The organism is Methylobacterium sp. AC690 (genome assembly GCF_979256535.1).
Map to the genome: position 1 here is coordinate 66,465 of NZ_CEEDOX010000009.1, position 22,114 is coordinate 88,578.

Sequence of the window (22,114 nt, forward strand, 5' to 3'; positions counted from 1 at the left end):
CCTTCCACCTGGCAAGCGTGCCTGCCAGTCACGCGTCGTCGCCGTTGATTCTATTCGGTTTTTACCGATGGCATGCAATTTGGATGGGGTGATCACCTGTCCGGCGAACCGATTGCGAGACTGCCATGGTCGCGAAGATCCACCTCAGGCACCCGAACCGCCGCGGGCTCCTGCGCGTCGGGGGGCTCGCGGGCCTGGCCTCGGTGTCCTTGCGCCGATCGGCCTGGGCGGCAGCAGAGACGACGCTCGAAGCGATCCGCCGGGCCGGGCTCGTGCGCGTCGGCTGCGAGGCCGCGTACCGGCCCTTCACCTTTCGCGAGGGCGGCAATGTGGTCGGCTACGATGTCGATCTCGCCGCGCTCCTCTTCGCACCCCTCGGCGTCAGGGTTGAGATGGTGGACACGGCTTGGGCCGGCGTGATCCCGGCCCTCTACGCCGGCAACTTCGACCTGATCATGACCTCGCTCACCTACACCAAGGAGCGCGTTCAGCGCGTCGGCTATACGATCCCCTACGCGGAGGCGACCCAGGAACTCCTCGTCCGCGCATCCGACGCCCAGGCAATCCGCTCCCTGGATGGGATGGCCGGCAAGATCCTCGGCGTGAAGCTGGGCTCGGCCGGCGACACCATGAAGGTCGGGCTCGACGCGAAGCTGAAGGCCGCCGCCGGCACCGGATTCTCGGAGGTCAAGACCTACGACGATCACCCCGCGGCCTATCTCGCACTGGCTCAGGGTTCCGTCGATGGGGTGATCAACACGCTTGCGACCCTGACGCAGGTCACCAAGGATGCGCCCGGACGGTATGCCGTTGTCCGCGATATCGGGCCCCGCAACTGGGCCGGTATCGGGGTGCGGAAAGAGGATGCGGCGCTGATCGCGTTCCTCGACGCACGGATCACCGCCCTGAAGGCGAGCGGCGATATCTATGCCCTGCAGGAGAAATGGTTCGGCATCCGCATGGATCTCGCCGACCACATCCCGACCTTCTCCTGAGGCGATGCCGTGAGCATCGATTGGGCCGTCGTCGCGATGGCCATACCACTCCTGGCGCAGGGCGCCCTCACGAGCCTGAGGATCGCCGCCCTCGCAGGTCTCCTCGGGTTGGCAGGGGGCGTCGCGCTCGGCCTGATCGCCCTCGGCGGCTTTACGCCGGCGCGCCTCGCCGTTCGGGCCTACGTGGACTTCATCCGTGGAACGCCGCTCCTCATCCAGATCTTCATCGTCTTCTTCGGCCTTCCGATGCTCGGATGGCGGCCCGGCGAATACCTGTCGGGGGTCATCGCGCTCTCGCTGAACAGTGCCGGCTATATCGCCGAGATCGTGCGCGGCGCGGTCGGTTCGATCGAACGGGGCCAGACAGAGGCGGCGCAGTCCATCGGGCTCACCCGCGGCAAGATCCTGCTCCACGTCCTGCTGCCGCAGGCCATCCGCCCGATGACGCCGGCGCTGACCAACGACCTGATCACCCTCGTGAAGAACACCTCACTTCTGTCGGTGATCTCCGTCTACGAGCTGACCCGCTCCGGCCAGGCGATCATCGCGTCACACTTTGCCCCGCTGGAGATCTTCGCGCTGCTGGCGCTGTACTACTACCTCATCATTTCAGTGCTGGCTTACATCTCCAGATTGATCGAACGGAAGCTTCCCGCATGGTAGGGCCCGAACGATCATCCCTCCCCGCGCCGGCGCCGCTGCTGTCCATCCGGAACCTGTGCAAGCGGTTCGGGGACCGCATGGTCCTCAAGGATGTCTCCTTCGAGATCGGCGCGGGCGAGGCCGTGGTGCTGATCGGGCCATCGGGCTCGGGCAAGACCACGGTGCTGCGCTGCCTGAACCAGCTCGAGACCCCCACATCGGGCACGATCACCCTGGCGGGCGACGTCATCGGCGGCAAGCTGGCTCCGGATGGGACACGGTGGAAGCCTTTCGGTGAGGCAGACATCGCCGGCCAGCGCCGACGCTTCGGCTTCGTGTTTCAACGCTTCAACCTTTTCCCCCACCTCAGCGCCTTGCAGAACGTCGCTCTGGGACCGCGCCTGACCCTGGGACTACCGAAGGCCACGGCCGAGGCGCGCGCGGCGGCGCACCTGGAGCGGGTTCGGCTCGCAGACCACCGGGACAAGCGGCCCGGGCAACTCTCCGGCGGCCAGCAACAGCGTGTGGCCATCGCGCGTGCGCTCGCCATGGAGCCGGAGTTGATCCTCTTCGACGAGCCGACCTCCGCGCTCGATCCCGAACTCGTCCACGAAGTCCTCGACGTCATGCGCGCTCTTGCCCGCGACGGCATGACGATGATCGTCGTCACGCACGAGATGAGCTTCGCGCGGCAGGTCGCCCACCGCGTGGTCTTCATGGCGGACGGGGCGATCGTCGAGCAGGGCGCGCCCGACGCCCTCTTCACCGCGCCGCAGCACGAGACGACGCGCCGCTTCCTCGCCCACGTGCGGAATCGATGACCCCGATGCGTCCGCTCGACCTCCTGCTGACGGGCGCCACGGCGCTGACGGCGAACCCCCGCGACCCGGTGATCGCCGATGCCGTCGTCGGGATCACGGCCAACCGCATCACGCGGATCGGTCGTGCGCCGACCGGCGAGCCCCTGCCCGTTGCGCGCCGTGTCCTGCATCTGCCGGGACGCGTCATCACGCCCGGCTTCGTCAACATCCACACGCATACGACCCTCGCCATGGTGCGCGGCGTCGCCGAGGATCTGGGCTTCGCCCCGGCCTACACGCCGGGCATCCCGCAGGGGCACATGGTGACCCCGGACGAGGCCTGCGCCATCGCTCGGCTCGGGGCCCTCGAGGCGCTGCTGTTCGGCTCGACGCTGATCAACGATACCTTCGTGCATGCCGATGTGATCACCCCCGCGATGGCGGAGCTCGGTCTCCGGGTCTGGTCCTGCGGCCGCATCCACGACGTCGATTTCAGCGGCGTCTCGACGGGGCGCTGGGTGCATCGGGACGCGATCGGCGACCAAACCCTCGGGGCGGCGCTCGACCTCGCCGCGCGCTACGAGGGCCGCAGTGACCTTCGGATCGGCGTCCAGCTCGCGGCGCACGCGCCCGATACCTGCTCGACGCCGTTCCTTCGGCGGATCGCGGAGGCGGCCCGCTCTACCGGCCTGCGGGTCACGACGCACCTGTCCCAGAGCAAGGTCGAAGTCGCCCGCATCCGCGAGCGGGACGGGATGAGCCCGCCCGAACTTCTCGACGCGGTCGGGCTTCTCGACGATCGGTTGCTCGCCGCCCACTGCATCCACGTCAGCGAGGCCGACATCGCCCGCATCGGGCGTGCGGGTATCGGCATCGCGCATATCGCGAAGGGCAATGCCACGGGGGGAACGATCGCCCCCACCGCACGCCTCCGCGCGGCGGGGGCACGGCTGACCCTCGGCACCGACAACATGCACGCGGATATGGTGGAGGTGATGCGCTGGGCGCTCGCCATAGGCCGCATCCAGGCCGGCGCGGTCACCGCGGAGTGGCAACCCGAGGCCGTGCTCGACATGGCGACGATGGCGGGCGCCCACGCCATGGGTCTTGCGGACGAGATCGGGAGCCTGGAGCCCGGCAAAAGGGCGGACCTCGTCGTCTTCGATTTCCGCCGCCCGCACCTGACGCCGAACCGCAATCCCCTCGGAAACCTCGTCCACACCGCGCAGGGACGGGACGTCGCGATGGTTCTGGTCGACGGCGCCGTCGTGGTGGAGGACGGCCGCCCCACCCGCGCCGATGCCGACACGATCCGGCGCGACGCCGAGCGCGCCATCACGGCCTTGTGGGAGCGCGCCCGGGCATGAAGATCCTGCTTCTCAATCCGAACACTTCCACGGCGATGACGGAGCGGATGTCGACGGAGGCCGCCGGAGCCCTGGCGCCCGACACCGACCTGACCGCCATCACGGCGATCCGGGGCCTGCCCTACATCGCGAGCCGGGCCGAGGCGCAACTGGCCGGCAGCACTGTCCTCGAAATGCTGGCCGAGCATCGCCGGGGGTACGACGCGGCCATCATCGCGGCCTTCGGCGATCCCGGCCTGATCGCGGCGCGGGAACTCTTCGACCTGCCCGTGATCGGCATGGCGGAAGCCGCAATGCACACCGCCTGCATGCTTGGCCAGCGGTTCGCCATCGTCACCTTCTCACCCACCCTGCTGCCCTGGTACGAGGATGCCGTCGCGCTCGCCGGCCTCGGCGCGCGCTGTTCGGCTCTGCGGGCCGTCCGGGTGGGGTTCCGCTCGGTCACCGAGGTCCAGCATGAGCTGGAAGCCGAGATCGCGGCGCTGATCCGGCGAACGATCCGGGAGGACGGCGCCGACGTGGTGGTGCTCGCCGGCGCTCCCCTGACGGGTCTCGCGAAGCGCCTTCGCGCAGAGATGTCCGTTCCCCTCGTGGATCCGCTCGCCGCGGCCCTGGGCCAGGCGCAGGCCCTGGTCCGCCTGGCACCCGCGCCGGCGCGCGCCGGTCGCTTCGCGCGGCCCGGGGCGAAGGCGACCGCAGGTCTGGCGCCTGCTCTCGCGCGGTGGATCGAACACCGTGAGGAGCCGGGATGAGGCAGGGGCCGTTCGACCCGCCGCCCGCGACGCTGGCGGGATGCGGGCGGCCGTCGGATCCGTCGCGGGAGCAACAATCTCCTTGTTGGGCGCCGGCAGACGACATCGCTCATCGTATTGTCTTCATCGGGCGGCGGATTTTGCTGCTGTTTCTCAAATACTGATCGCGAACACGACCGCCGTGTTTCGGGGAGACATCCTCGGACGTTCTGGCATCCGTTTTGCTGAGCCTTCGCCTATCGCCTGGAGTACTCTGGTTTGTCTCAGTCACCACACCTGACGAAGCTCTCCCGCCGCGCGGTGCTCGCTCTCCCGGTCGGCCTTGCGGCGGCCTCGGGACACGTGGCCGCGGCCGAACCCCGGCGGGGCGGCACGATGGTGATGATCGTGCATCCCGAACCTTCGACGCTGGCGCACTACGCCGTCACCGCCGGCAACATCCCGCCCATCGCGACGCAGGTCTACGAGGGGCTGTGCACCTATGACTGGGACCTGAACCCCCAACCGAACCTGGCCCGATCGTGGGAGATCGCGCCCGACGGCAAAACCATCACCTTCAAGCTGCAGGAGGGCGTGACCTTCCACAACGGCAAGCCGTTCACCAGCGCCGACGTGCAGTACTCGTTCATGGAAGTCCTGAAGAAGTACAACCCGATCGCTCCGGTGATGCTGACGGAACTGACGTCGGTCGACACGCCTGATCCCCTGACGGCGGTTCTGCACCTCGCCAACCCGGCGCCGTACCTGATGAAGGCCCTGTCCGGGCGTGACCTTCCGATCCTGTGCAAGTCCGTCTTCGAGGGGACCGATGTCCTCCAGAACCCCAGCGCCAACAAACCGATCGGCACCGGGCCGTTCAAGTTTGTGAGTTGGGAGCGTGGGCAGTCCGTGCGGCTCGATCGGAACGAGCATTACTGGAAACCCGGCCTGCCCTACCTCAACCGCATCATCGCCCGTTTCATCCCGGATGCGGGAACCCGGTCGGCGGCGATGGAGGCCGGCGAGGCCCATTTCGCCGCCTACAGCGCGGTGAACTACGCCGACCTGGCACGCATGACATCCAATCCCATCCTGGGGCTGACGACCAAGGGCTACGAGATGACGCCGGCCCAGAGCGTGCTCGAACTCAACGGCCGGCACCCGCAACTCCAGAAGAAGGGCGTGCGTCAGGCGATCGCCTATGCGATCGATCGCAACGTCATCCTGCGGGACGTCATGTACGGCTACGGCCAGCCCGCGACCGGTCCGCTCAGCCGCAAATTCAAGACGGCCGGGCTCTACACGGACGACCTGCGACGGTTCGACGTTCCGGATCGCCTCGAGATCGCCAACCGTCTGCTCGACGAGGCCGGCGCGCCGCGCGGCGCCGACTCCATGCGCTTCGGCCTGCATCTGGAGGTCAATTCATTCGGCGAACAATGGCTGCGGCAGGCCGAATACCTGAAGCAGGCCCTGGCACCGGTCGGCATCGACGTGACGCTGCGGTCCGAGGACACGGCGACGTGGCTCCGGCGGGTCTACACGAACTACGACTACGACCTGAACGAGCCGTTCCTGAGCCAGGGCGTCGATCCGGTCTATGGCCTGAACAAGCAGTTCCTGACGTCGCAGATCCGCAAGGGCGTCACCTTCGTCAACGACATGTTCTACAGCAACCCGGAGGTCGACCGGATACTCGACGCGGGCATGCGCGAGCCAGATCCGATCAAGCGCGGCGACATCTACAAGAAAGTCCAGCAGATCCTTGCCGAGGACTGCCCGATGGTCTGGCTGATCGACGTACAATACGTCAGCGTGTTCAACACGAAGCTGCACGACCACACCACAGGTCCGCTGGGGACGCAGCAGGCGTTCGAGCGGGCCTGGATGGACAAGTAGCGTCGTGCGGCTCGCGCGCTATCTCGGCCACCGGATCCTGCTGGCGATTCCGGTGGTGCTCGGCATCGTCGTACTCAACTTCTTCCTCATTCACCTCGCGCCCGGCGACGCGGCCTCGGTCCTGGCGGGCGAGAGCGGTGCGGCGAGCCCTGAATACCTGGAGCAGTTGCGGCAGAAGTTCGGGCTGGACCAGCCGCTCGGCACGCAGTTCCTCGTCTACCTGACGAACATGCTGCACCTGAACCTCGGATACTCGTTCCGCAACGACAGTCCGGTCACCGACCTCATCCTCGACCGGCTCTGGCCGACGGGCCTGCTGATGCTGACGGCCTTCGGGGCCGCCCTCGTGGCCGGGACCCTGCTGGGGTTGATCGCCGCCACACGGCGGAACTCGTGGCGCGATAGCGTCATCTCGCTCGTGAGCCTCGTCGCCTACGCGACGCCGGGCTTCTGGCTCGGCCTGATGATGATCGTGGTCTTCGCGATCCATCTCGGCTGGCTCCCGACCAGCGGCTTCGACACGGTCGGCGCCGACACCGAGGGCTGGGATCAGGTTTGGGACGTTGCCCGCCATCTCGTGATGCCGGCCATCGCCCTGTCGCTGTTCTATCTCGCCGTCTACGCCCGGGTGATGCGGGCCTCCGTGCTGGAGCAGGTCGGCATGGACTACGTCACCACGGCGCGCGCCAAGGGTCAGACCGAAACCCGGATCATGACGGGGCACGTTCTGCGCAACGCGCTTCTCCCCGTCGTGACCATGGCGGGCGTTCAGGCCGGTAACCTGATCGGCGGGTCCATCGTCGTCGAGACGGTCTTCGGCTGGCCGGGGATCGGCACGCTGGCGTTCAACGCCCTGCAATCTCGTGACCTGAACCTGCTGCTGGGGATCTTCTTCGTGTCGGCCTGCCTCGTCGTTCTGGTGAACCTCGCGGTCGATCTCATCTACACCGCCCTCGATCCGCGAATGGAGCTCTGAGCATGGGCGCCGGTCTCGCGCGCTTCGCCCGCAACCGCATGGCCCTGTTCGGCGCGGCCATCCTGCTCGGGCTTCTGCTTCTGGTCCTGGCGACGCCAGCCCTCTTTCCAGGCGATCCATTCCGCCTCGTCGGGCCTGCCCTCCAGCCACCGGGCGGGCGCTTCCTGCTCGGCACCGATACCCTCGGGCGGGACGTCGCCGCGCAGATCGCCTACGGCGCCCGCACCTCCCTGCTGATCGGCGTCGGCGCAACGCTCGGCGCCATCCTCTTCGGCGTGATCGTCGGCGGATTGGCCGGGTACTACCGCGGCGCCGTCGAGATCGTCCTCATGCGGGTCACCGAGTTCTTCCAGACCATTCCGGCCTTCGTCCTCGCGATCCTGATCGTGGCGATCCTCTCGCCCTCCGTGACGAGCGAGATCATTGCCATCGCGGCCGTGTCCTGGCCGGGCATCGCGCGCCTCGTCCGGGGCGAGTTCGCGGTCCTCGGTGGCCGGGAGTTCATCCTCGCCTGCACGGGGCTCGGGGCCAGCGACGCGCGGATCATCTTCCGGCACATGCTGCCGAACTGCACCGCGCCGATCATCGCGGTCGGCTCACTTCTGATCGGCACGGCGATCCTGATCGAGGCCGGGCTCGCCTTCCTCGGCCTCGGCGACCCCAACGTGATGAGTTGGGGCCTGATCATCAGCGCCGGCCGCGCGGTTCTGCGTTCGGCGTGGTGGATCTGCACCTTCCCGGGCATCGCCATCCTGCTCACGGTGCTGGCCATCAATCTCGTGGGCGATGGATTGAACGAAGCTCTGAATCCGAGGCTGCGCGAGCGATGAACACCACCGTTCTCGACATCGAGAAGCTCTCGATCGGCCTGCCGCCCGGAGCGGACCGCGCCCAGGCCGTGACGGATGTCGACCTCGCCCTCCGGGCCGGGGCGGTCACCTGCCTGATCGGCGAGAGTGGATCGGGGAAGTCGATGGTGGCTCGCGCGATCCTGGGATTGCTGCCGAAACCGCATGTCCGCATTGCCGGCGGCCGCCTCCTGTTCGAGGGGCAGGACCTTGCGGCGATCGATGAGCGCGGGATGCGAGCGATCCGGGGCGCCAGGATCGCGATGATTTTCCAGGAGCCGATGACGGCCCTGAACCCCCTCCATACGATCGGGCGCCAACTCGACGAGATCCTGCGCATTCACACGACGATCGGCCGCGCCGCGCGTCGCGACAGGATCCTCGCGCTCCTCGACAGCGTCCACCTGCCGGACCCGGCACGCCTCGCCCGCGCGTTCCCGCACCAATTGTCGGGAGGGCAGCGACAGCGCGCGATGATCGCCATGGCGCTAGCGCTCAAACCGCGCCTGCTGATCGCGGACGAGCCGACCACGGCTCTCGACGTCACCACCCAGGCGCAGATCCTTCACCTGATCCGTGACCTTCAACGCGAGCACGGCACCTCGGTCCTGTTCATCACGCATGATTTCGGCGTGGTCGCCGATATCGCCGACAGCGTGGCGGTCCTGCAGAAGGGACGGCTGGTGGAGCAAGGCGGGGTCGCGGACGTCCTCGGCCGCCCCCAGCATCCGTATACCCGCTCGCTCATCGCCGCCGTGCCGAAGCTGGCGCCGCCTCCGGTCCGGCCAGCGAGTACGGCCCCCCTGGTCGTGGAGGGACGTAAGATCGAGAAGGCCTACGGGGCGCGCGGGCTGTTCGGCGGCCGGGCGATCCGGGCGCTGGCCCAGGTCGATGTCGAACTCCGGCGCGGGGAGACCCTCGGAGTGGTCGGGGAGAGCGGCTCCGGCAAGAGCACCCTGGCCCGCGCCGTGACCCGGCTCATGCCGGTGGATGGCGGCGAAATCCTGCTCTCGGGCCACAACGTCGCCGACCTGAGCCGCGCCCAGATGCGCCCGCATCGCAAGCGCGTGCAGATGGTGTTCCAGGATCCCTACGCCTCCCTCGATCCGCGCCAGCGCGTGATCGACATCATCGCGGAGGGACCAATCATCCACGGCACCACGCCCGCGGTGGCTCAGGAGGAAGCGCGCGTGCTGCTCGGTCTGGTCGGCCTCGATCCGTCGGCCGCGCGACGCTTTCCCCACGAGTTCAGCGGAGGCCAGCGCCAACGGATCGGCATCGCCCGCGCGCTCGCTCTCCAGCCGGATATCCTCGTCGCCGACGAACCGGTCTCCGCGCTCGACGTTTCGGTGCAGGCCCAGATCCTCGCGCTTCTTGCCGACATCAAGGCTCGGCTTCAGCTCAGCATGCTGTTCGTCACCCACGATCTGCGCGTCGCCCTCCAGGTCTGCGACCGGATCGCCGTGATGCGGCAGGGGGCTGTGGTGGAAGTCGGCCCCACGGCAGAGATCTACGCGTCGCCGAAGCATCCCTACACGGCCGCCCTGTTCGCCGCCGTACCCGGCGCCGACTGGCAGGAACGGGCGAGCCGGCCCATTCACGAGCGGACACACGCATGACCCCACCCCCTGGAAACGCCACCGAAGCCTTCCTGCCCGGCCCCCGGGCCAAGGTCGCGGGGGCCCCGTCCGGTCCGCTTGTCGGTCTCACTTTCGCGGTCAAGGATCTGATCGACGTCGCCGACATTCCGACCGGCGGCGGCAATCCGGATTGGCCGCGTGTCCATCCGACGCCGACCCGGCATGCGGCCGTCGTGCGGTCCCTGCTGGACGCCGGAGCCTCCGTCGTCGGGAAGACCGTCACGGACGAGGTCTCGCTCGGCATCCTCGGCGAGAACGCGCATGACGGCACCCCCCTGAACCCGGTCGCGCCCGATCGTGTCCCCGGAGGCTCATCCAGCGGGTCGGCCTCCGCCGTGGCTGCCGGGGCGTGCGATTTCGCCCTGGGAACAGACACGGGCGGCTCGGTGCGCGTCCCGGCGAGTTTCTGCGGACTCTACGGGATTCGCCCGACCCATGGTCGCGTCGACTTCACCGGCATCGCCCCGCAGGCGCCGACCTCCGATACGTGCGGATGGTTCGCCCGCGACGCTGGCACGTTCTCCCGCGTCGCCGAGATCCTCCTCGGCGACCCGCTTCCGACCACCCTGCCCCCTCGCCTGCTCGTCGCCACCGATGCCTTCGGCTTCGCGGACGCTTCGGTGCAGGCCGCACTGGCACCCATGGTCGACCGGCTCGCGAGCCTGATCGGACATCGGCAGGACGTGACCTTGGCGCCGCAGGGCTTGTCGGTCTGGCAACGGGCGCAGCGGGTGCTGCAGGGAAGCGAGGCCTGGGCGACGTTCGCGCCTTGGATCGATACCTGCAATCCCCGCCTGGCCTTCGGTGTCGCCCGGGCCCTCATTCAGGGCTCGATGATGTCGGAGGCCGAGCGGAATGCCGCGACCCTCATGCGGATCGAGGCGCGGGCGCGGATGGCCCTCCTCCTCCCGCCGGGCACGATCCTGTGTCTGCCGACGACACCGTTCGCGGCGCCGCCCAAAGGACTGCCCCTCCACCTGCTCAACCCGCTGCGTGAGCGCATCAGCTGCCTCACCAGCCATGGCGGCCTGACGGGTGTGCCGCAGGTGAACCTTCCGGGCGCTACGGACCAGGACGCCCCGATCGGCCTGTCGATCATCGGGGGTGTCGGAACGGATCTCGACCTGATCCGGGTCGCGGTTGCTATGGAGAGATAAGCGATGGATGCCAGCCTGAACCAGCCGCACGTGGTCGCCGAAGTGTCCGCCCTGTTCGAGCGCTACGAGCAGGCGCTGATCGACAAGGATGTGGGTGTCCTGGACGACACGTTCTGGGATAGCCCCCACACGATCCGCTATGCGGTCCACGAGAACGGTTATGGCTTCGCGGCAATCCATGCCGCCCGCGTCGCCGCCGTCCCGGTGCCCGGGGGCATCAAGGAGGCCCGCATTCGCCTCGAGATCCTGACCGTGGGCACGGATCTCGCCACGGTGAACCTCGAGTTCAAGCCACGGGGAAAGCCCGGGATCGGCCGCCAGAGCCAGACGTGGTTCCGTTTCCCGGAGCAGGGGTGGAAGGTGATCGCCGCCCACGTGTCGATCATGCCCCCGGCGTCGGAGGGCGCCGGGGCCTGATCGCGCGCTAGGTCTCGAGCCAGGCGCGGACAGCGTTCTTGAGGAACGCGGCGTCCGCCGGAATGCCGGCGGGATTGCCGGCCCGGTGTCCCCAGATGCTGGGGATCGGCGTCAGCGCGGCGGTGCGCAGCCGGGATCGTTCGGCCGCGTTGTCGGCAACGCGAAAGTACAGGTCGGTCTCCCCCGGCATGAGCAGGACCCGGGCGGTGATCGCTCCGAGCGCCCGGTCCAGGTCCCCGCCGTAGCGATCGTTGGCACTGATGTCGCTCGCTTCCCAGGTCTGGAGCTGCGCGTAGAGGTCCGCTGCGGGACGGCGCGCGAAGCGCTCCTCCCAATCGGATCGCAGGAACGTCTCCAGATCCGGGGCGCCGAGGGCGACCTCGTGCAGGTTGGCGCGATAGAAGTCCTGGCTCAGCGCCCAACCGGCATAGATGCGCCCGAACGCCCGCAACGCAGCCTTCGGTTCAGAGAGGAAACGCCCTGGCCCGCGGTATTCCGGCGCGGCTTCCAGAACCGCCAGCAACCCCTTCAGGAAGACCCGGTTGTGCGTGGCCGTCCGGGCGCTTCCACAGACGACGACCGCGCGTTCGACCGCCTCGGGAAACAGGGCGGCCCAGTGATAGGCCTGCTGCGCACCCATCGACCAGCCGTAGACGGCATGCAGCCGTTCGATCCCCCAGAGGTCTGCCAGGAGGCGTCGCTGGGCATGAACGTTGTCCCAAGTGGTCACGAGACCGGGCCAGGCCGGTGTCCCCGACGGGCTGGTCGAGAGGCCGTTGCCGAACATGTCGGGAATGACGACGAACCAGCGCGTGGGATCGAGCACGCCGTCAGGACCGATCAACCATTCCAGGTCGGGGTGTTGGGCGGAATAGCTGGTCGGGTAGAGCACGACGTTGTCCCGCGCAGCGGAAAGCGTACCGTGCGTCTTCCAGGTCAGACGTGCATCGGGGAGGATGTCGCCCGATTGCAACCGCAAATCACCGAGGTGGTAAGAGCCGGTATCCGTAGGCCAGCCGCCCATGTGGCGCTCCTCGTTCGTCGAACATGCAGGACTGAAGACCAGCGCGTCGCGCGGGCGGGCACGCCACGGGCGAGGCGGTGAAGACGGGCGTACCCCATCCCGCGATGCGACGTTAGCACGATGACGCGTCATGGCGATGTCGACGCGCCGCTCAGAGTCTCGATGAGACGCGCCCCCAGGAGGGCTCGCGCGTCGTCGCCGAGGCGGTCCTCACCTGCACGCCCGATGGCCGGCCGGACGTGGTCCTCGCGACCGGCACGGTCACGCCGGGGACGCCCATCAGGGCCGAGAGTGGTCCCAGCATGCGACGGCCCGCGTCTCGCCGTATCAGCCTTGATCGAAGCGCTGCCTGGCCTCCGACGTCATGGGGGCGAACAGATTGACGAGCGTGCCGTCCGGGTCACGCAGGAGCAGCGAGCGGTTACCCCACGGCATCGTTGTGGGCGGCTGCACCACCGCCACGGCGATGCTGGACGTGATCCGTGCGTGTTCCGCGTCCACGTCGCCGACCCGGAACTCGATGATGACGCTTCGATTGGCTGCAGGCTCGGCGACAGCATCCCCGCCGAAGAAGCCCAGCGTACGCGTGCTCCCAATCGCCAGCGTTGCGCCCGGCGTGCGGATCTCGATGAAGTCGGGCGTGTAGTGCGTGGCGGTAAGCCCCGTCACAGCCTCGTAGAAGCTGACGAGACGGCCGACGTCGGCGGTGATGATACGGGTCGAGGCAAGATGCACGTCGTTCTCCGGAGCAAGTGCGGTTTTGTCCCCGCCGAGGATGGACGTAGCCGAACCCTGCTGACAGCATCCTGTCAGGAGAGATGAGCCGATGCGCCGCGCCGACCGCCTGTTCCAGATCATCCAGATCCTGCGCCGCTCGGCGCGTCCGATCACGGCCGCGGTGCTGGCGGGCGAACTCGAAGTGACCGTCCGCACGGTCTACCGCGACGTCGCGGACCTGATCGCGCAGCGCGTGCCGATCCGTGGCGAGGCTGGGGTCGGCTACGTCCTCGACCGCGCGTACGACATGCCGCCGCTGATGCTCAGCGCCGACGAACTGGAAGCGGCGGTGATCGGTGCGCAGTGGGTCGCCAAGCGGGGCGATCCAGGGCTGGCGAGCGCAGCACGCAACCTGCTCGCCAAGATTTCCGAGGTCGTCCCCGATCACCTGCGCCCGTTCATCGCTGACCCGGGCGTCAGTGCCGGCCCCACGCGGCCCGCATCCGCCGATGGCCTCGACATGGCGCGGCTGCGCGCCGCGATCCGCACTGGGTGCAAGCTGCGCATCAGCTATCGTGACGAAGCTGGCCGTGCGAGCGAGCGCGTCGTCTGGCCGGTGATGGTCGGCTACGCCGAAACCGTCCGGCTGCTCGCGGCATGGTGTGAATGGCGGCAGGCCTTCCGCCACTTCCGCACCGACCGCATCGAGGCTTCGGCCCTCCTGGACGAGCGCTTCGAGCGACGACCCGGCGATCTGCGGCGGGACTGGAAGCGCCAGTTCGAGGCCGAGCGCGGCGTTCGCCTCCCTTGATCGGCTGCCGGAACCGTCGCCGGTCGAGCCACCGGTTCCGGACACGGCGCGGGTCGCGTGCCCCGACGGAGTGGGGCCGCGAGCCGTCGGTCGCGTTCCCAGCAGGCACGGAGGCGATGCCCCGAGCTTGTCCGACGGCGCCGGGCGAGCGCCTCAAAGAACCTGGGACAGAAAACGTCGGGTGCGCGGATCGACGGCGGACGCAAACAGGGTCTCGGGGGGACCGTGCTCGACGATGACGCCGCGATCGGTGAAGTAGACGTGGTCGGCGACCTCGCGGGCGAAGTTCATCTCGTGGGTGACGAGGAGGCAGGTCATGCCCTCCTCGGCCAGTTCGCGGATGGTGACCAGCACCTCCTTGACCGTCTCGGGATCGAGCGCGGCGGTGACCTCGTCGAACAGCATCACCTCCGGCCGCATCGCCAGCGATCGGGCGATGGCGACCCGCTGCTGCTGCCCGCCCGACATCTCGCCGGGATAGGCCGCCTCCTTGCCCGCGAGCCGCACCTTGGCGAGGAGCGCGCGCGCCCGGACCTCGACCTCCCGCTTGTCCTGGCCGAGCACGTGGATGGGCGCCATCATCACGTTCTGCAGCGCCGTCTTGTGTGGAAACAGGTTGTACTGCTGGAACACCATGCCGACCTTGCGCCGCAGGGCCAGCTTGTCGAGCTTCGGATCGACCACCTCGATGCCGTCGACCCGGATGGTGCCGGAGGTGACCGGGACGAGGGCGTTGATGCAGCGGATCAGCGTCGACTTGCCCGAGCCCGACGGCCCGATGATGCAGACGACCTCGCCCCGGCGCACGTCGAAGCTGATGCCCTTGAGGACCTCGGCCTCGCCGAAGGCCTTGTGCACGTCGAGCACCTGCACGATCGGGCGGTCGGCGGGCGGGACACGCGACATCGGGGACGCACCATCGGACAAGGGAGGCCTCACGCCGTCTCGAACCGCCGCTCCAGGCGCGCGGTCAGCCGGTCGATCGGGTAGCAGTAGAGGAAGAAGCACAGCAGGGCGAAGCCGTAGAGCGGCGCGAACAGTTCGGGCCTGCCCCCTTCCGCCGCGTGGACCTGCGCCGTCAGCGTCAGCATCTCGGTGACGCCCACGATGGAGGCCTGGACGGTGGCCATGGCGATCAAGGCGTAGACGTTCATCCAGGGGGGCAACATCCGCTTGAGGCATTGCGGCAGGATGATGCGGAACAGCGTCTGGCGCCGGGTGAAGGCCAGGGATTCGGCCGCTTCCCACTGGGTGGCCGGAACGGAGCGCACGGCGCCGCGCACGATCTCGGCGACGTTGGCCATCACCGGCAGCGCGAATCCGACCGTCGCCTTGATCCAGTCGGGCAGCGGCACGCGCAACCCGAACACCGTGACCTGGAACGGCACGAGAAACATCACGAAGAACAGCAGCACCAGCCAGGGCACGTTGCGGAAGAACTGCGTCAGGCCCCAGGCGACGCGGCGCAGGATCGGCCCCTCGCTGACCAGGGCGAGGCCCAGCCCGACGCCCGCCCCCGTCCCGAGGAGCATCGCCACGAGCGAGATCGCGACGTTGAAGGCAAAGCCCGTGAGCAGCAGCGGTGCCCAGCGCAGGATCACCTGGAGCGGCGACAGCACTGCGTCGGGCCCCTGGGCGAGGGCCGGCATCACGAGGACGAGGCCGGCGAGCCACGCTCCGAGGAGCCAGGCCCGCACCGGGCTGAGGGTGAACCGGGCCCGGGTGCGCGAGACCCGGAACGGTAGCAGGACCGGCAGGTCGCCCGCCGTCGACGGCCGTGGCCTCACCGGCTGTAACCCGGGATTCGCAGGGCCCGCTCCCAGCGGTGCATCAGCCAGACCAGGACGCCGACGAGGACGGCGTAGGTCGCCAGCAGGACGATCATCATCTCCAGCACGTTCTGCGATTCCGACCAGATCTGCTTCACCGCGTAGAGCGTCTCCGGCACCGCGATGGCGTAGGCCAGGGTGGTGGTCTTCAGGAGATTGATCAGGTTGTTGTTGAGGGCCGGCAGGCAGACCCGGAGGGCGAGCGGCAGCACGACGTAGAGGTAGGCCTTGAGCCGGGTGTAGCCGAGGGACTCGGCCGCCTCGACGGTGGTGCGCGGCACCGCCTCGATGCCCGAGCGGAAGATCTCGACGTTGAAGGCCCCGGCGAACAGGGCCAGCGCGACGATGGCCCATTGCACGTTGTCGAGGAGCGGCACCCGCAGGCCGTCGGCGGTCTGGGTGGCCGGCAGCAGGGTGCCGAGCCCGAAGTAGAAGAAGAAGATCTGCACCAGCGGCGGCGTATTCCGGAACACGACGACGAAGCCGTTGACGAGGCCGCGCAGGAACCGGGAGGGGCCGCCCTGCAGAAGCGCTCCCACGGCGCCGATGACGAGGCTCGCCAGGATCGTCGTCACCGCGAGCAGCAGGGTGGTCTTCAAGCCGTTGACGTAGCGGTCCCAGTCATAGGGGTCGTAGAAGACCGTGAAGTTGTAGCCCGTGGTCTCGTAGAGGCCCCGGAACCAGTTCGGAACGGCGTCCATCGTGCTCCTCGAGATGGCCGGTCGTTCGGCCCGGCGCGGTTCAGTTGGTCGCGTTCTTGTACTTTTCGTGCATCGCCTTTGAGTATTCCGTCGGCTCGATGCCCCACTTCTTCTCCTCCGCGACGATGAAGCCGGACTTCATCCACTCCTTGGTCGTCGTCTCCAGGAGGCCCTGCAGCGCGCCGTTGCCGAGCGCCACCGCCATCATCCAGGGGGCGTCGAGGATGCCCTTCAGCGGCAGCCCGTAATCCGCCTTCCAGTCGGCGTCGAGGAGTTTCCCCTGAAGCATGCTCTGGTCGTAGACGTAGCCGAGACAATTGCCCTGCTTGAGCGCGAAGAGCGGCTTCTCGGAGCCGTCGAAGGCGACGATCTCCGCACCGTAGGTCCGGGCCACGTCCTTGTTGTACCAGGCGCCCGAGGTGGCGCAGAGGGGCTTGCCCTTCAGCTGCGCCCAGTCCGTGATGCCGGCTTTCTTCGGCAGCATCACGTTGACGAAGTCGGAATAGTATTGCGGGTCGATGGCCTGCACCACGCGGCGGCGCTCCGGCTTGTCTGAGAGCGTGGCGATGAGGAGGTCGACCTTGCCCTGCTGCAGGAACTCGATCCGGTTGGAGGAGACCACCGGCACGAGCTCGAGCTTCACGCCGAGGCGCTTGGCGACGTCGGCGGCCAGGTCCGGCTCGAGCCCGATGATCGCCCCGCTGGGATCGCGGAAGCCGAAGGGCCGGTAATCCGCCTTCACGCCGACGATGAGGGTCCCGCGCTGCTTGATCGCCTCGATCCCATCCGCCGCCGTCGCCAGGGACGCCGACAGCACGGTGGCCGCCGCGAGCAGACCAGAGCCGAGAAACGTCGAAGTCGGCTTGCGCATGGAAGGATACCTTCTGCTGAGCACATCCGGCTCGACCGGAGACGAGACCGGGGCTCGACGCGCGCTCTTCGGGGAGACTGCCCTTACGGGTCCGATCGGGTCAAGCAATCGACAGGCCATGGCTGTGGGGATCAGCCGAACCGCGCGAGCGCATAGGGTGCGAGAGCGATGCGCCCGCCGCCCCGCAGCATCTCCTCGGCCACGGCCTCGCCGATTCCGGCCGAGTGCTTGAAGCCGTGCCCGGAGCAGGCCGACACGACGAGGACCCGGTCCATCCGCGGGTGGCGATCGATGATGAAGCCCCGGTCGGGCGTCACGGTGTAGAGGCAGGCGGCGGCCCGGGTCACCCGCGCCGATGCGCCGGCGAGCCGGCCCGCCACGTGGTGTCGGTGCATCGCGGCGGATTCCGCGGGGCTCACGACGCGGTCGAGGGACTCGGCCTGCGTCGATGTCGCGTACTGCTCGGTGGCGACCTTCACCTCGGCCTCGCCCGGCAGGGGCGGGAAGCCGTAGAGGTAGTCTGTGTCGCCGGAACCGTGCATCCAGATGAAGACCGGCGCATCGGGCCCGTAGGCCGAGGCGTCGTCGAGGGCGTACCAGTGCAGCAGCTGGCGGTTGACGGTGAGCAGGTCCGTGAAGGGCGCGCCGAGCAGGGGCGCGGTCCAGGCTCCGGCGGCGACCACCACCTGATCGGCCTGGACGAGGCCGCGATCGGTCTCGATGCGGACCCCGCCCGGCTCCTGGCGGATCGATCGCACCGTCGTCCCGGTGCGGATCTCGGCCCCGAGCGCGCCGGCTCGGTGGAGCTGCGCGGCGATGCAGCGCTCGGGCCGGACGTAGCCGCCGCCGGGCTCGTAATAGGCCTTCTCGTCGCCGCCGAGATGGCGGAACTGGGGGAAGCGGCGCGCCACCTCGCGCCCGTCGAGAACCTCGTGCGGGATCGCGAAAGCCCGCGCGGCATCGATCGAGCGCCCGACGAAATCCGGCTTCCCGTGATGCGAGGAAACACCGCTGCCCGGCCCCATCACGAGCGCGCCGCAGGCCGTCAGCAGCGTTTCGCCGGTCTCTGCTTCCAGGCTCCGCCAGATCCGGTGCGAGGCCAGGACGAAGGGGACGTAATCGCGGCCCTCGCCGACGGCCTGCCGAGTGATGCGGCTCTCACCGTGGCTCGACCCCGAGCTATGCGGCGGGGCGAAGCGATCGAGGCCGACCGCCTTCGCCCCGCGCAAGCCCAACTGGTAGAGGGCCGCGCTGCCCATGGCGCCGAGGCCGACGACGGCAATCTCAAAACGGTCTTCCATCGGTGGATGCGCTCCGGTCCGCCCTCGCGGAGAATGCCGTTCGCTTGCGGAAAAATCGATGGCGAGGCAATGCGCCGGGCGGGATGCCAAGCCCGGCCTGCCGATGGGACGGCGCCGTCGCCGGCTCGCTCCGTCGCCGGACCCCGCTGCGATCGCTGAATCGATCGCCGGCACCCGTAAGCGACCGTACAAGAGGGCGATGTCGTCCAATATGAATCAGATTCAAAACGCGAATGCTTGCCTGATACGCGCCTCTGAGCGCCTTCTGGATTGATTTTTCTCGTGATTGATCTTCCATGGCGCGAACGGATAGGACGGTGAACGGCCTGCATAGGCGGCTTGGCGCGTGCCTTGCATGAGGTGGCGCGCAGCGCAGAGCCACCGGCTCTCATGGGTTGGCGTGCCCATCCGACGATGCCCGTCCTGGACGGTGCTGCCCGGTCCGACTGCATCATGCCCTCCTCGATGCAGCCCTGCGTCCGGCAGACCGAACGGTCGCGGTGTCATCGCCCTCTGCGGGATCGGAGAGCATCATGTGCGAACGTGACGGTCTGTTCTTTCAACGCTTCTCCCGGCGTGGCCTGCTCCGCGCAGCGGGATCGGCCGGCGCGGCCATCGCGCTGCCGGCCCATCTCGCGGCCCTGGTCGCACCGGCCGCCGCGGCGGGCGCGATGACCACCGTCAAGGCGACCCACGGGTCCGGCTTCTGCAACCTCGGCATGTTCCTCGCCCATGAGCGCAAACTGACCGAGGGCGACGGGGTCAGCCTGGATTTCGTGGTGACGCCCTCGAACGCCGAGATCACGACCATGTTCGGTGCCGGGCTCGTCGACATGTCGATGATCCCCTACTCGAACTTCATGACCCTGTACGACGCCGGTGCCCCGGTGAAGATCGTCGCCGGCGGCGGTGTCCAGGGCTGCATGATCGTGGCGCGCGAAGGCATCCGGTCCGCGGCCGACCTGAGGGGCAAGACCCTGGGCACCTTCCAGGCCGACACCCTCGAGGTCCTGCCGTTCGACTACCTCAAGAAGGCCGGACTGACCTTCCAGGACCTCGACGTACGCTACCTCGATACCTCACCGGAGCTGGCCCAGGCCTTCATCGCCGGCGCGGTCGATGCGATCTGCCATATCGAGCCCTACGCCACGCAGTGCCTGCAGTCGCGCAAGGGCGCCACGCTCCTCTCGGACGGAACCGATGTCTACGGCGCCGGCTATTCCGATTGCGTCCTCGCGGCGCGGACGCCGCTGATCGAGAAGAGCCCCGCCACCGTACGGGCGGTGATCAAGGCCCTGTTCACCGCGCAGTCGCAGATCGAATCCGATCGCGCCGCGGCGCTGAAGGACACCGTCGGCAACTACTACAAGACCACCATGGAAGCCGCGGTCGACGCCTCCGCCAAGCAACCCGTCTGCACGGATCAGCGCAATCAGACCGACTTCATCATCGCCCGCGGGCAGTCGATGAAGGAGATGGGCTACGTCAAGAAGGCGCCCGGACCCGATGCCTTCGACTGGAGCCTGATGGAGCAGGTCATCGCCGAGAACCGGCCGCTCTATGACGGGCTGAAGCTGAAATCGGCCTGACGGACCCCGCGTCTCCCGGACCCGATTCCCGATCTTCCGAAAGGCAGCCTCATGGCCGCGACGGACGTTCCCCTCGGCGCAGTGGCGCCGGTTTCCGCACAATCCGCGCAGGCGGCTCCGGGACAGGGGCGGCCCCTCGCTCCCCGGCGATACCCGCGCCTGCGCGCGGGTCTGGCGACCCTCGGCTGGAGCCTGGCCTCGCTCGGCCTGTTCGCCGGCCTGTGGGAGGCCCTCTGGGCCCTGGGGTTCCTGAACCCGCTGCTCCTGCCGCCCCCGCACCTGTTCCTCGCCGACCTGCCCGCGACCCTGAAGTATTTCGACCGGTCCAACCGGATCGGCAGCCGCAGCGAGGGCGGGGGTGTGACGCCGCTCCTCGCCACCATCGGGTGGACGACCATGCGGGTCACGGTCGGGCTCGTCCTCGGCTTCGTCGGCGGCGTCCTGGTGGGCGCGCTGCTCCACTATGTCCGGCTGTTCCGCAACCTCGTCCTGCCCACGGTGCTCCTGCTGGCGCCGATCTCGCCGGTGGCCTGGCTGCCGGTGGCGATCTTCGTCTTCGGAATCGGCGACGTGCCGGCGATCTTCCTCGTCTTCATCACGCTGTTCTTCGCCATCGCGCTGACGACGAGCACCCAGATCGCAGCGGTGCCGGTCACCTACCTCAACGTCGCCCGCATCATGGGGGCGGATACCCGCCAGACCTTCTTCCGCGTGGTGCTGCCGGCGATCCTGCCGGGGCTGTTCATGACCCTGCGCCTCAACCTGTTCGCCGCCTGGATGGTGGTGCTGATCGCGGAGGCGGTGGGCGTCGGCAGCGGCCTCGGGCAGATCGTCTCGCTCGCCCGCTCGACCTTCAACGCCCGCCTCAGTTTCTTCACCATGGCGATCATCGGCCTGCTCGGCTTCAGCTTCGACTGGGCCCTGCGCCAGATCCAGGCCCGGATGCTGTGGTGGATCGCACCCCAGGGAGGCGGTCGATGAACGCTCCGGTCCCGACCCCCTCGCTCCGCCGCCCGGCCGTGCACCTGTCGGGTGTCGGCAAGACCTGGACGCCGGCCGGACGCGGCCCCGTCCAGGCCCTGCGCGACGTCGACCTCGACATCGCCCCCGGCGAGTTCGTGGTCTTCCTCGGCCCCTCCGGCTGCGGAAAGTCGACGCTGCTCTACATGATCGCCGGGCTGGAGCCGGCGAGCGCCGGCACGATGGAAGCTGACGGCCTGCCGATCACGGGGCCGTCGGCCGAGCGCGGCCTGATCTTCCAGGACGCCTCGCTGTTCCCCTGGCTGACGATCCTCGACAACGTCGCCTTCGGCCTCTCCATCGGCGCGGTCCAGAAGCTGAAGCGCCGGGAGATTGCCGCCGAGATGCTGCGGCGGGTCGGCCTCGCCGACATGATGGACAAGAAGCCGGACGAGCTCTCCGGGGGCATGCGCCAGCGCGCCGCCTGCGCCCGGGCCCTCGCCATGCGCCCGAAGGTCCTCATGATGGACGAGCCCTTCGCGGCCCTCGACGTCCAGACCCGCGCCAAGATGCAGGATTTCCTGCTGCAGATCTGGCGCGACAGCGGTGCCTCGATCGTCCTCGTCACGCATTCCATCGACGAGGCGGTCGCGCTGGCCGATCGGGTCGTGGTGTTCACCGCCCGTCCCGGCCGGGTGAAGACCATCGTACCGGTGGATCTGCCCCGCCCGCGCAATCCCCGCGACCCGCGCTTCCACGACCTGCGCGACCGCTTCGGCGAACTCCTCGCCGACGAGGTCGACCGGGCCTTCGCGGAGCAGGAGGCGCGCTGAGCGCCG

Annotated in this window: 22 protein-coding genes; 15 read left to right on the forward strand and 7 right to left on the reverse strand. The window is 68.5% G+C overall.

Annotated elements, in window-relative coordinates:
- The first annotated feature begins 125 nt into the window (after positions 1 to 125).
- The 11 genes from AC0IY1_RS12195 to AC0IY1_RS12245 all read left to right on the forward strand — a co-directional run bounded on the left by AC0IY1_RS12195 (position 126) and on the right by AC0IY1_RS12245 (position 11,472).
- Positions 126 to 995, forward strand: coding sequence for a transporter substrate-binding domain-containing protein (locus AC0IY1_RS12195; protein WP_471769828.1), 870 nt, complete (start codon positions 126 to 128; stop codon positions 993 to 995).
- A 9-nt stretch (positions 996 to 1,004) separates the two neighbouring features.
- Positions 1,005 to 1,658, forward strand: a complete 654-nt coding sequence (locus tag AC0IY1_RS12200; RefSeq protein ID WP_244477472.1) for an amino acid ABC transporter permease — start codon at positions 1,005 to 1,007, stop codon at positions 1,656 to 1,658.
- Positions 1,659 to 1,735: 77 nt separating this feature from the next.
- Entirely contained in the window at positions 1,736 to 2,458 is a 723-nt protein-coding gene (locus tag AC0IY1_RS12205; protein WP_471769829.1) for an amino acid ABC transporter ATP-binding protein, read from the forward strand.
- On the forward strand, positions 2,455 to 3,804 hold the full coding sequence (locus AC0IY1_RS12210; protein ID WP_471769831.1) for an amidohydrolase family protein: 1,350 nt from the start codon (positions 2,455 to 2,457) through the stop codon (positions 3,802 to 3,804). Before AC0IY1_RS12205 ends, AC0IY1_RS12210 begins: the two co-directional genes overlap by 4 nt.
- Positions 3,801 to 4,556, forward strand: coding sequence for an aspartate/glutamate racemase family protein (locus tag AC0IY1_RS12215; protein ID WP_471769833.1), 756 nt, complete (start codon positions 3,801 to 3,803; stop codon positions 4,554 to 4,556). Before AC0IY1_RS12210 ends, AC0IY1_RS12215 begins: the two co-directional genes overlap by 4 nt.
- 258 nt (positions 4,557 to 4,814) lie before the next feature.
- Positions 4,815 to 6,434, forward strand: coding sequence for an ABC transporter substrate-binding protein (locus AC0IY1_RS12220; protein ID WP_471769834.1), 1,620 nt, complete (start codon positions 4,815 to 4,817; stop codon positions 6,432 to 6,434).
- Between the two features lie 4 nt (positions 6,435 to 6,438).
- The gene (locus AC0IY1_RS12225; protein WP_103710886.1) at positions 6,439 to 7,410 is read left to right on the forward strand and encodes an ABC transporter permease; all 972 of its coding nucleotides are present in this window, start codon (positions 6,439 to 6,441) and stop codon (positions 7,408 to 7,410) included.
- Positions 7,411 to 7,412: 2 nt separating this feature from the next.
- Entirely contained in the window at positions 7,413 to 8,240 is an 828-nt protein-coding gene (locus AC0IY1_RS12230; protein ID WP_471769836.1) for an ABC transporter permease, read from the forward strand.
- A complete protein-coding gene (locus AC0IY1_RS12235) occupies positions 8,237 to 9,877 on the forward strand; it encodes an ABC transporter ATP-binding protein (RefSeq protein WP_471769838.1) in 1,641 nt (546 codons plus the stop codon). The genes AC0IY1_RS12230 and AC0IY1_RS12235 overlap by 4 nt, the downstream gene beginning before the upstream one ends.
- A complete protein-coding gene (locus tag AC0IY1_RS12240) occupies positions 9,874 to 11,055 on the forward strand; it encodes an amidase (RefSeq protein ID WP_471769840.1) in 1,182 nt (393 codons plus the stop codon). The genes AC0IY1_RS12235 and AC0IY1_RS12240 overlap by 4 nt, the downstream gene beginning before the upstream one ends.
- 3 nt (positions 11,056 to 11,058) lie before the next feature.
- Positions 11,059 to 11,472: an AtzH-like domain-containing protein gene (locus AC0IY1_RS12245; RefSeq protein WP_055958659.1), complete on the forward strand. Its 414-nt coding sequence runs from the start codon at positions 11,059 to 11,061 to the stop codon at positions 11,470 to 11,472.
- A 7-nt stretch (positions 11,473 to 11,479) separates the two neighbouring features.
- Here AC0IY1_RS12245 and AC0IY1_RS12250 read toward each other — a convergent pair whose 3' ends face one another.
- Both AC0IY1_RS12250 and AC0IY1_RS12255 read right to left on the reverse strand, forming a co-directional pair.
- Positions 11,480 to 12,496, reverse strand: coding sequence for an alpha/beta fold hydrolase (locus AC0IY1_RS12250; RefSeq protein ID WP_471769842.1), 1,017 nt, complete (start codon positions 12,494 to 12,496; stop codon positions 11,480 to 11,482).
- A 327-nt stretch (positions 12,497 to 12,823) separates the two neighbouring features.
- Entirely contained in the window at positions 12,824 to 13,231 is a 408-nt protein-coding gene (locus AC0IY1_RS12255) for a VOC family protein (RefSeq protein ID WP_471769844.1), read from the reverse strand.
- A gap of 91 nt (positions 13,232 to 13,322) precedes the next feature.
- Between AC0IY1_RS12255 and AC0IY1_RS12260 the strand changes: the two genes are divergently transcribed.
- Positions 13,323 to 14,024 (forward strand): helix-turn-helix transcriptional regulator, encoded by a 702-nt coding sequence (locus AC0IY1_RS12260; protein ID WP_471769846.1) that lies wholly within the window; start codon positions 13,323 to 13,325, stop codon positions 14,022 to 14,024.
- A 153-nt stretch (positions 14,025 to 14,177) separates the two neighbouring features.
- On the opposite strand, the gene AC0IY1_RS12265 is transcribed toward AC0IY1_RS12260, so the two are convergent.
- The 5 genes from AC0IY1_RS12265 to solA all read right to left on the reverse strand — a co-directional run bounded on the left by AC0IY1_RS12265 (position 14,178) and on the right by solA (position 18,726).
- Positions 14,178 to 14,930: an amino acid ABC transporter ATP-binding protein gene (locus tag AC0IY1_RS12265; protein ID WP_471769848.1), complete on the reverse strand. Its 753-nt coding sequence runs from the start codon at positions 14,928 to 14,930 to the stop codon at positions 14,178 to 14,180.
- A 29-nt stretch (positions 14,931 to 14,959) separates the two neighbouring features.
- On the reverse strand, positions 14,960 to 15,811 hold the full coding sequence (locus AC0IY1_RS12270) for an amino acid ABC transporter permease (RefSeq protein WP_471769849.1): 852 nt from the start codon (positions 15,809 to 15,811) through the stop codon (positions 14,960 to 14,962).
- On the reverse strand, positions 15,808 to 16,554 hold the full coding sequence (locus tag AC0IY1_RS12275) for an amino acid ABC transporter permease (RefSeq protein ID WP_055958678.1): 747 nt from the start codon (positions 16,552 to 16,554) through the stop codon (positions 15,808 to 15,810). Before AC0IY1_RS12275 ends, AC0IY1_RS12270 begins: the two co-directional genes overlap by 4 nt.
- A gap of 40 nt (positions 16,555 to 16,594) precedes the next feature.
- Entirely contained in the window at positions 16,595 to 17,425 is an 831-nt protein-coding gene (locus tag AC0IY1_RS12280; RefSeq protein WP_471769851.1) for a transporter substrate-binding domain-containing protein, read from the reverse strand.
- A gap of 131 nt (positions 17,426 to 17,556) precedes the next feature.
- Positions 17,557 to 18,726 (reverse strand): N-methyl-L-tryptophan oxidase, encoded by a 1,170-nt coding sequence (solA, locus tag AC0IY1_RS12285; RefSeq protein WP_471769853.1) that lies wholly within the window; start codon positions 18,724 to 18,726, stop codon positions 17,557 to 17,559.
- Between the two features lie 533 nt (positions 18,727 to 19,259).
- On the opposite strand from solA, the gene AC0IY1_RS12290 reads away from it, so the two are divergent.
- The 3 genes from AC0IY1_RS12290 to AC0IY1_RS12300 are packed head-to-tail and all read left to right on the forward strand — an operon-like array spanning position 19,260 to position 22,108.
- Positions 19,260 to 20,315, forward strand: coding sequence for an ABC transporter substrate-binding protein (locus tag AC0IY1_RS12290; RefSeq protein WP_471769854.1), 1,056 nt, complete (start codon positions 19,260 to 19,262; stop codon positions 20,313 to 20,315).
- 51 nt (positions 20,316 to 20,366) lie between these two features.
- Positions 20,367 to 21,296, forward strand: a complete 930-nt coding sequence (locus AC0IY1_RS12295; RefSeq protein WP_471769856.1) for an ABC transporter permease — start codon at positions 20,367 to 20,369, stop codon at positions 21,294 to 21,296.
- Positions 21,293 to 22,108, forward strand: coding sequence for an ABC transporter ATP-binding protein (locus AC0IY1_RS12300; protein WP_103710859.1), 816 nt, complete (start codon positions 21,293 to 21,295; stop codon positions 22,106 to 22,108). Before AC0IY1_RS12295 ends, AC0IY1_RS12300 begins: the two co-directional genes overlap by 4 nt.
- The last annotated feature ends 6 nt before the right edge of the window (positions 22,109 to 22,114 follow it).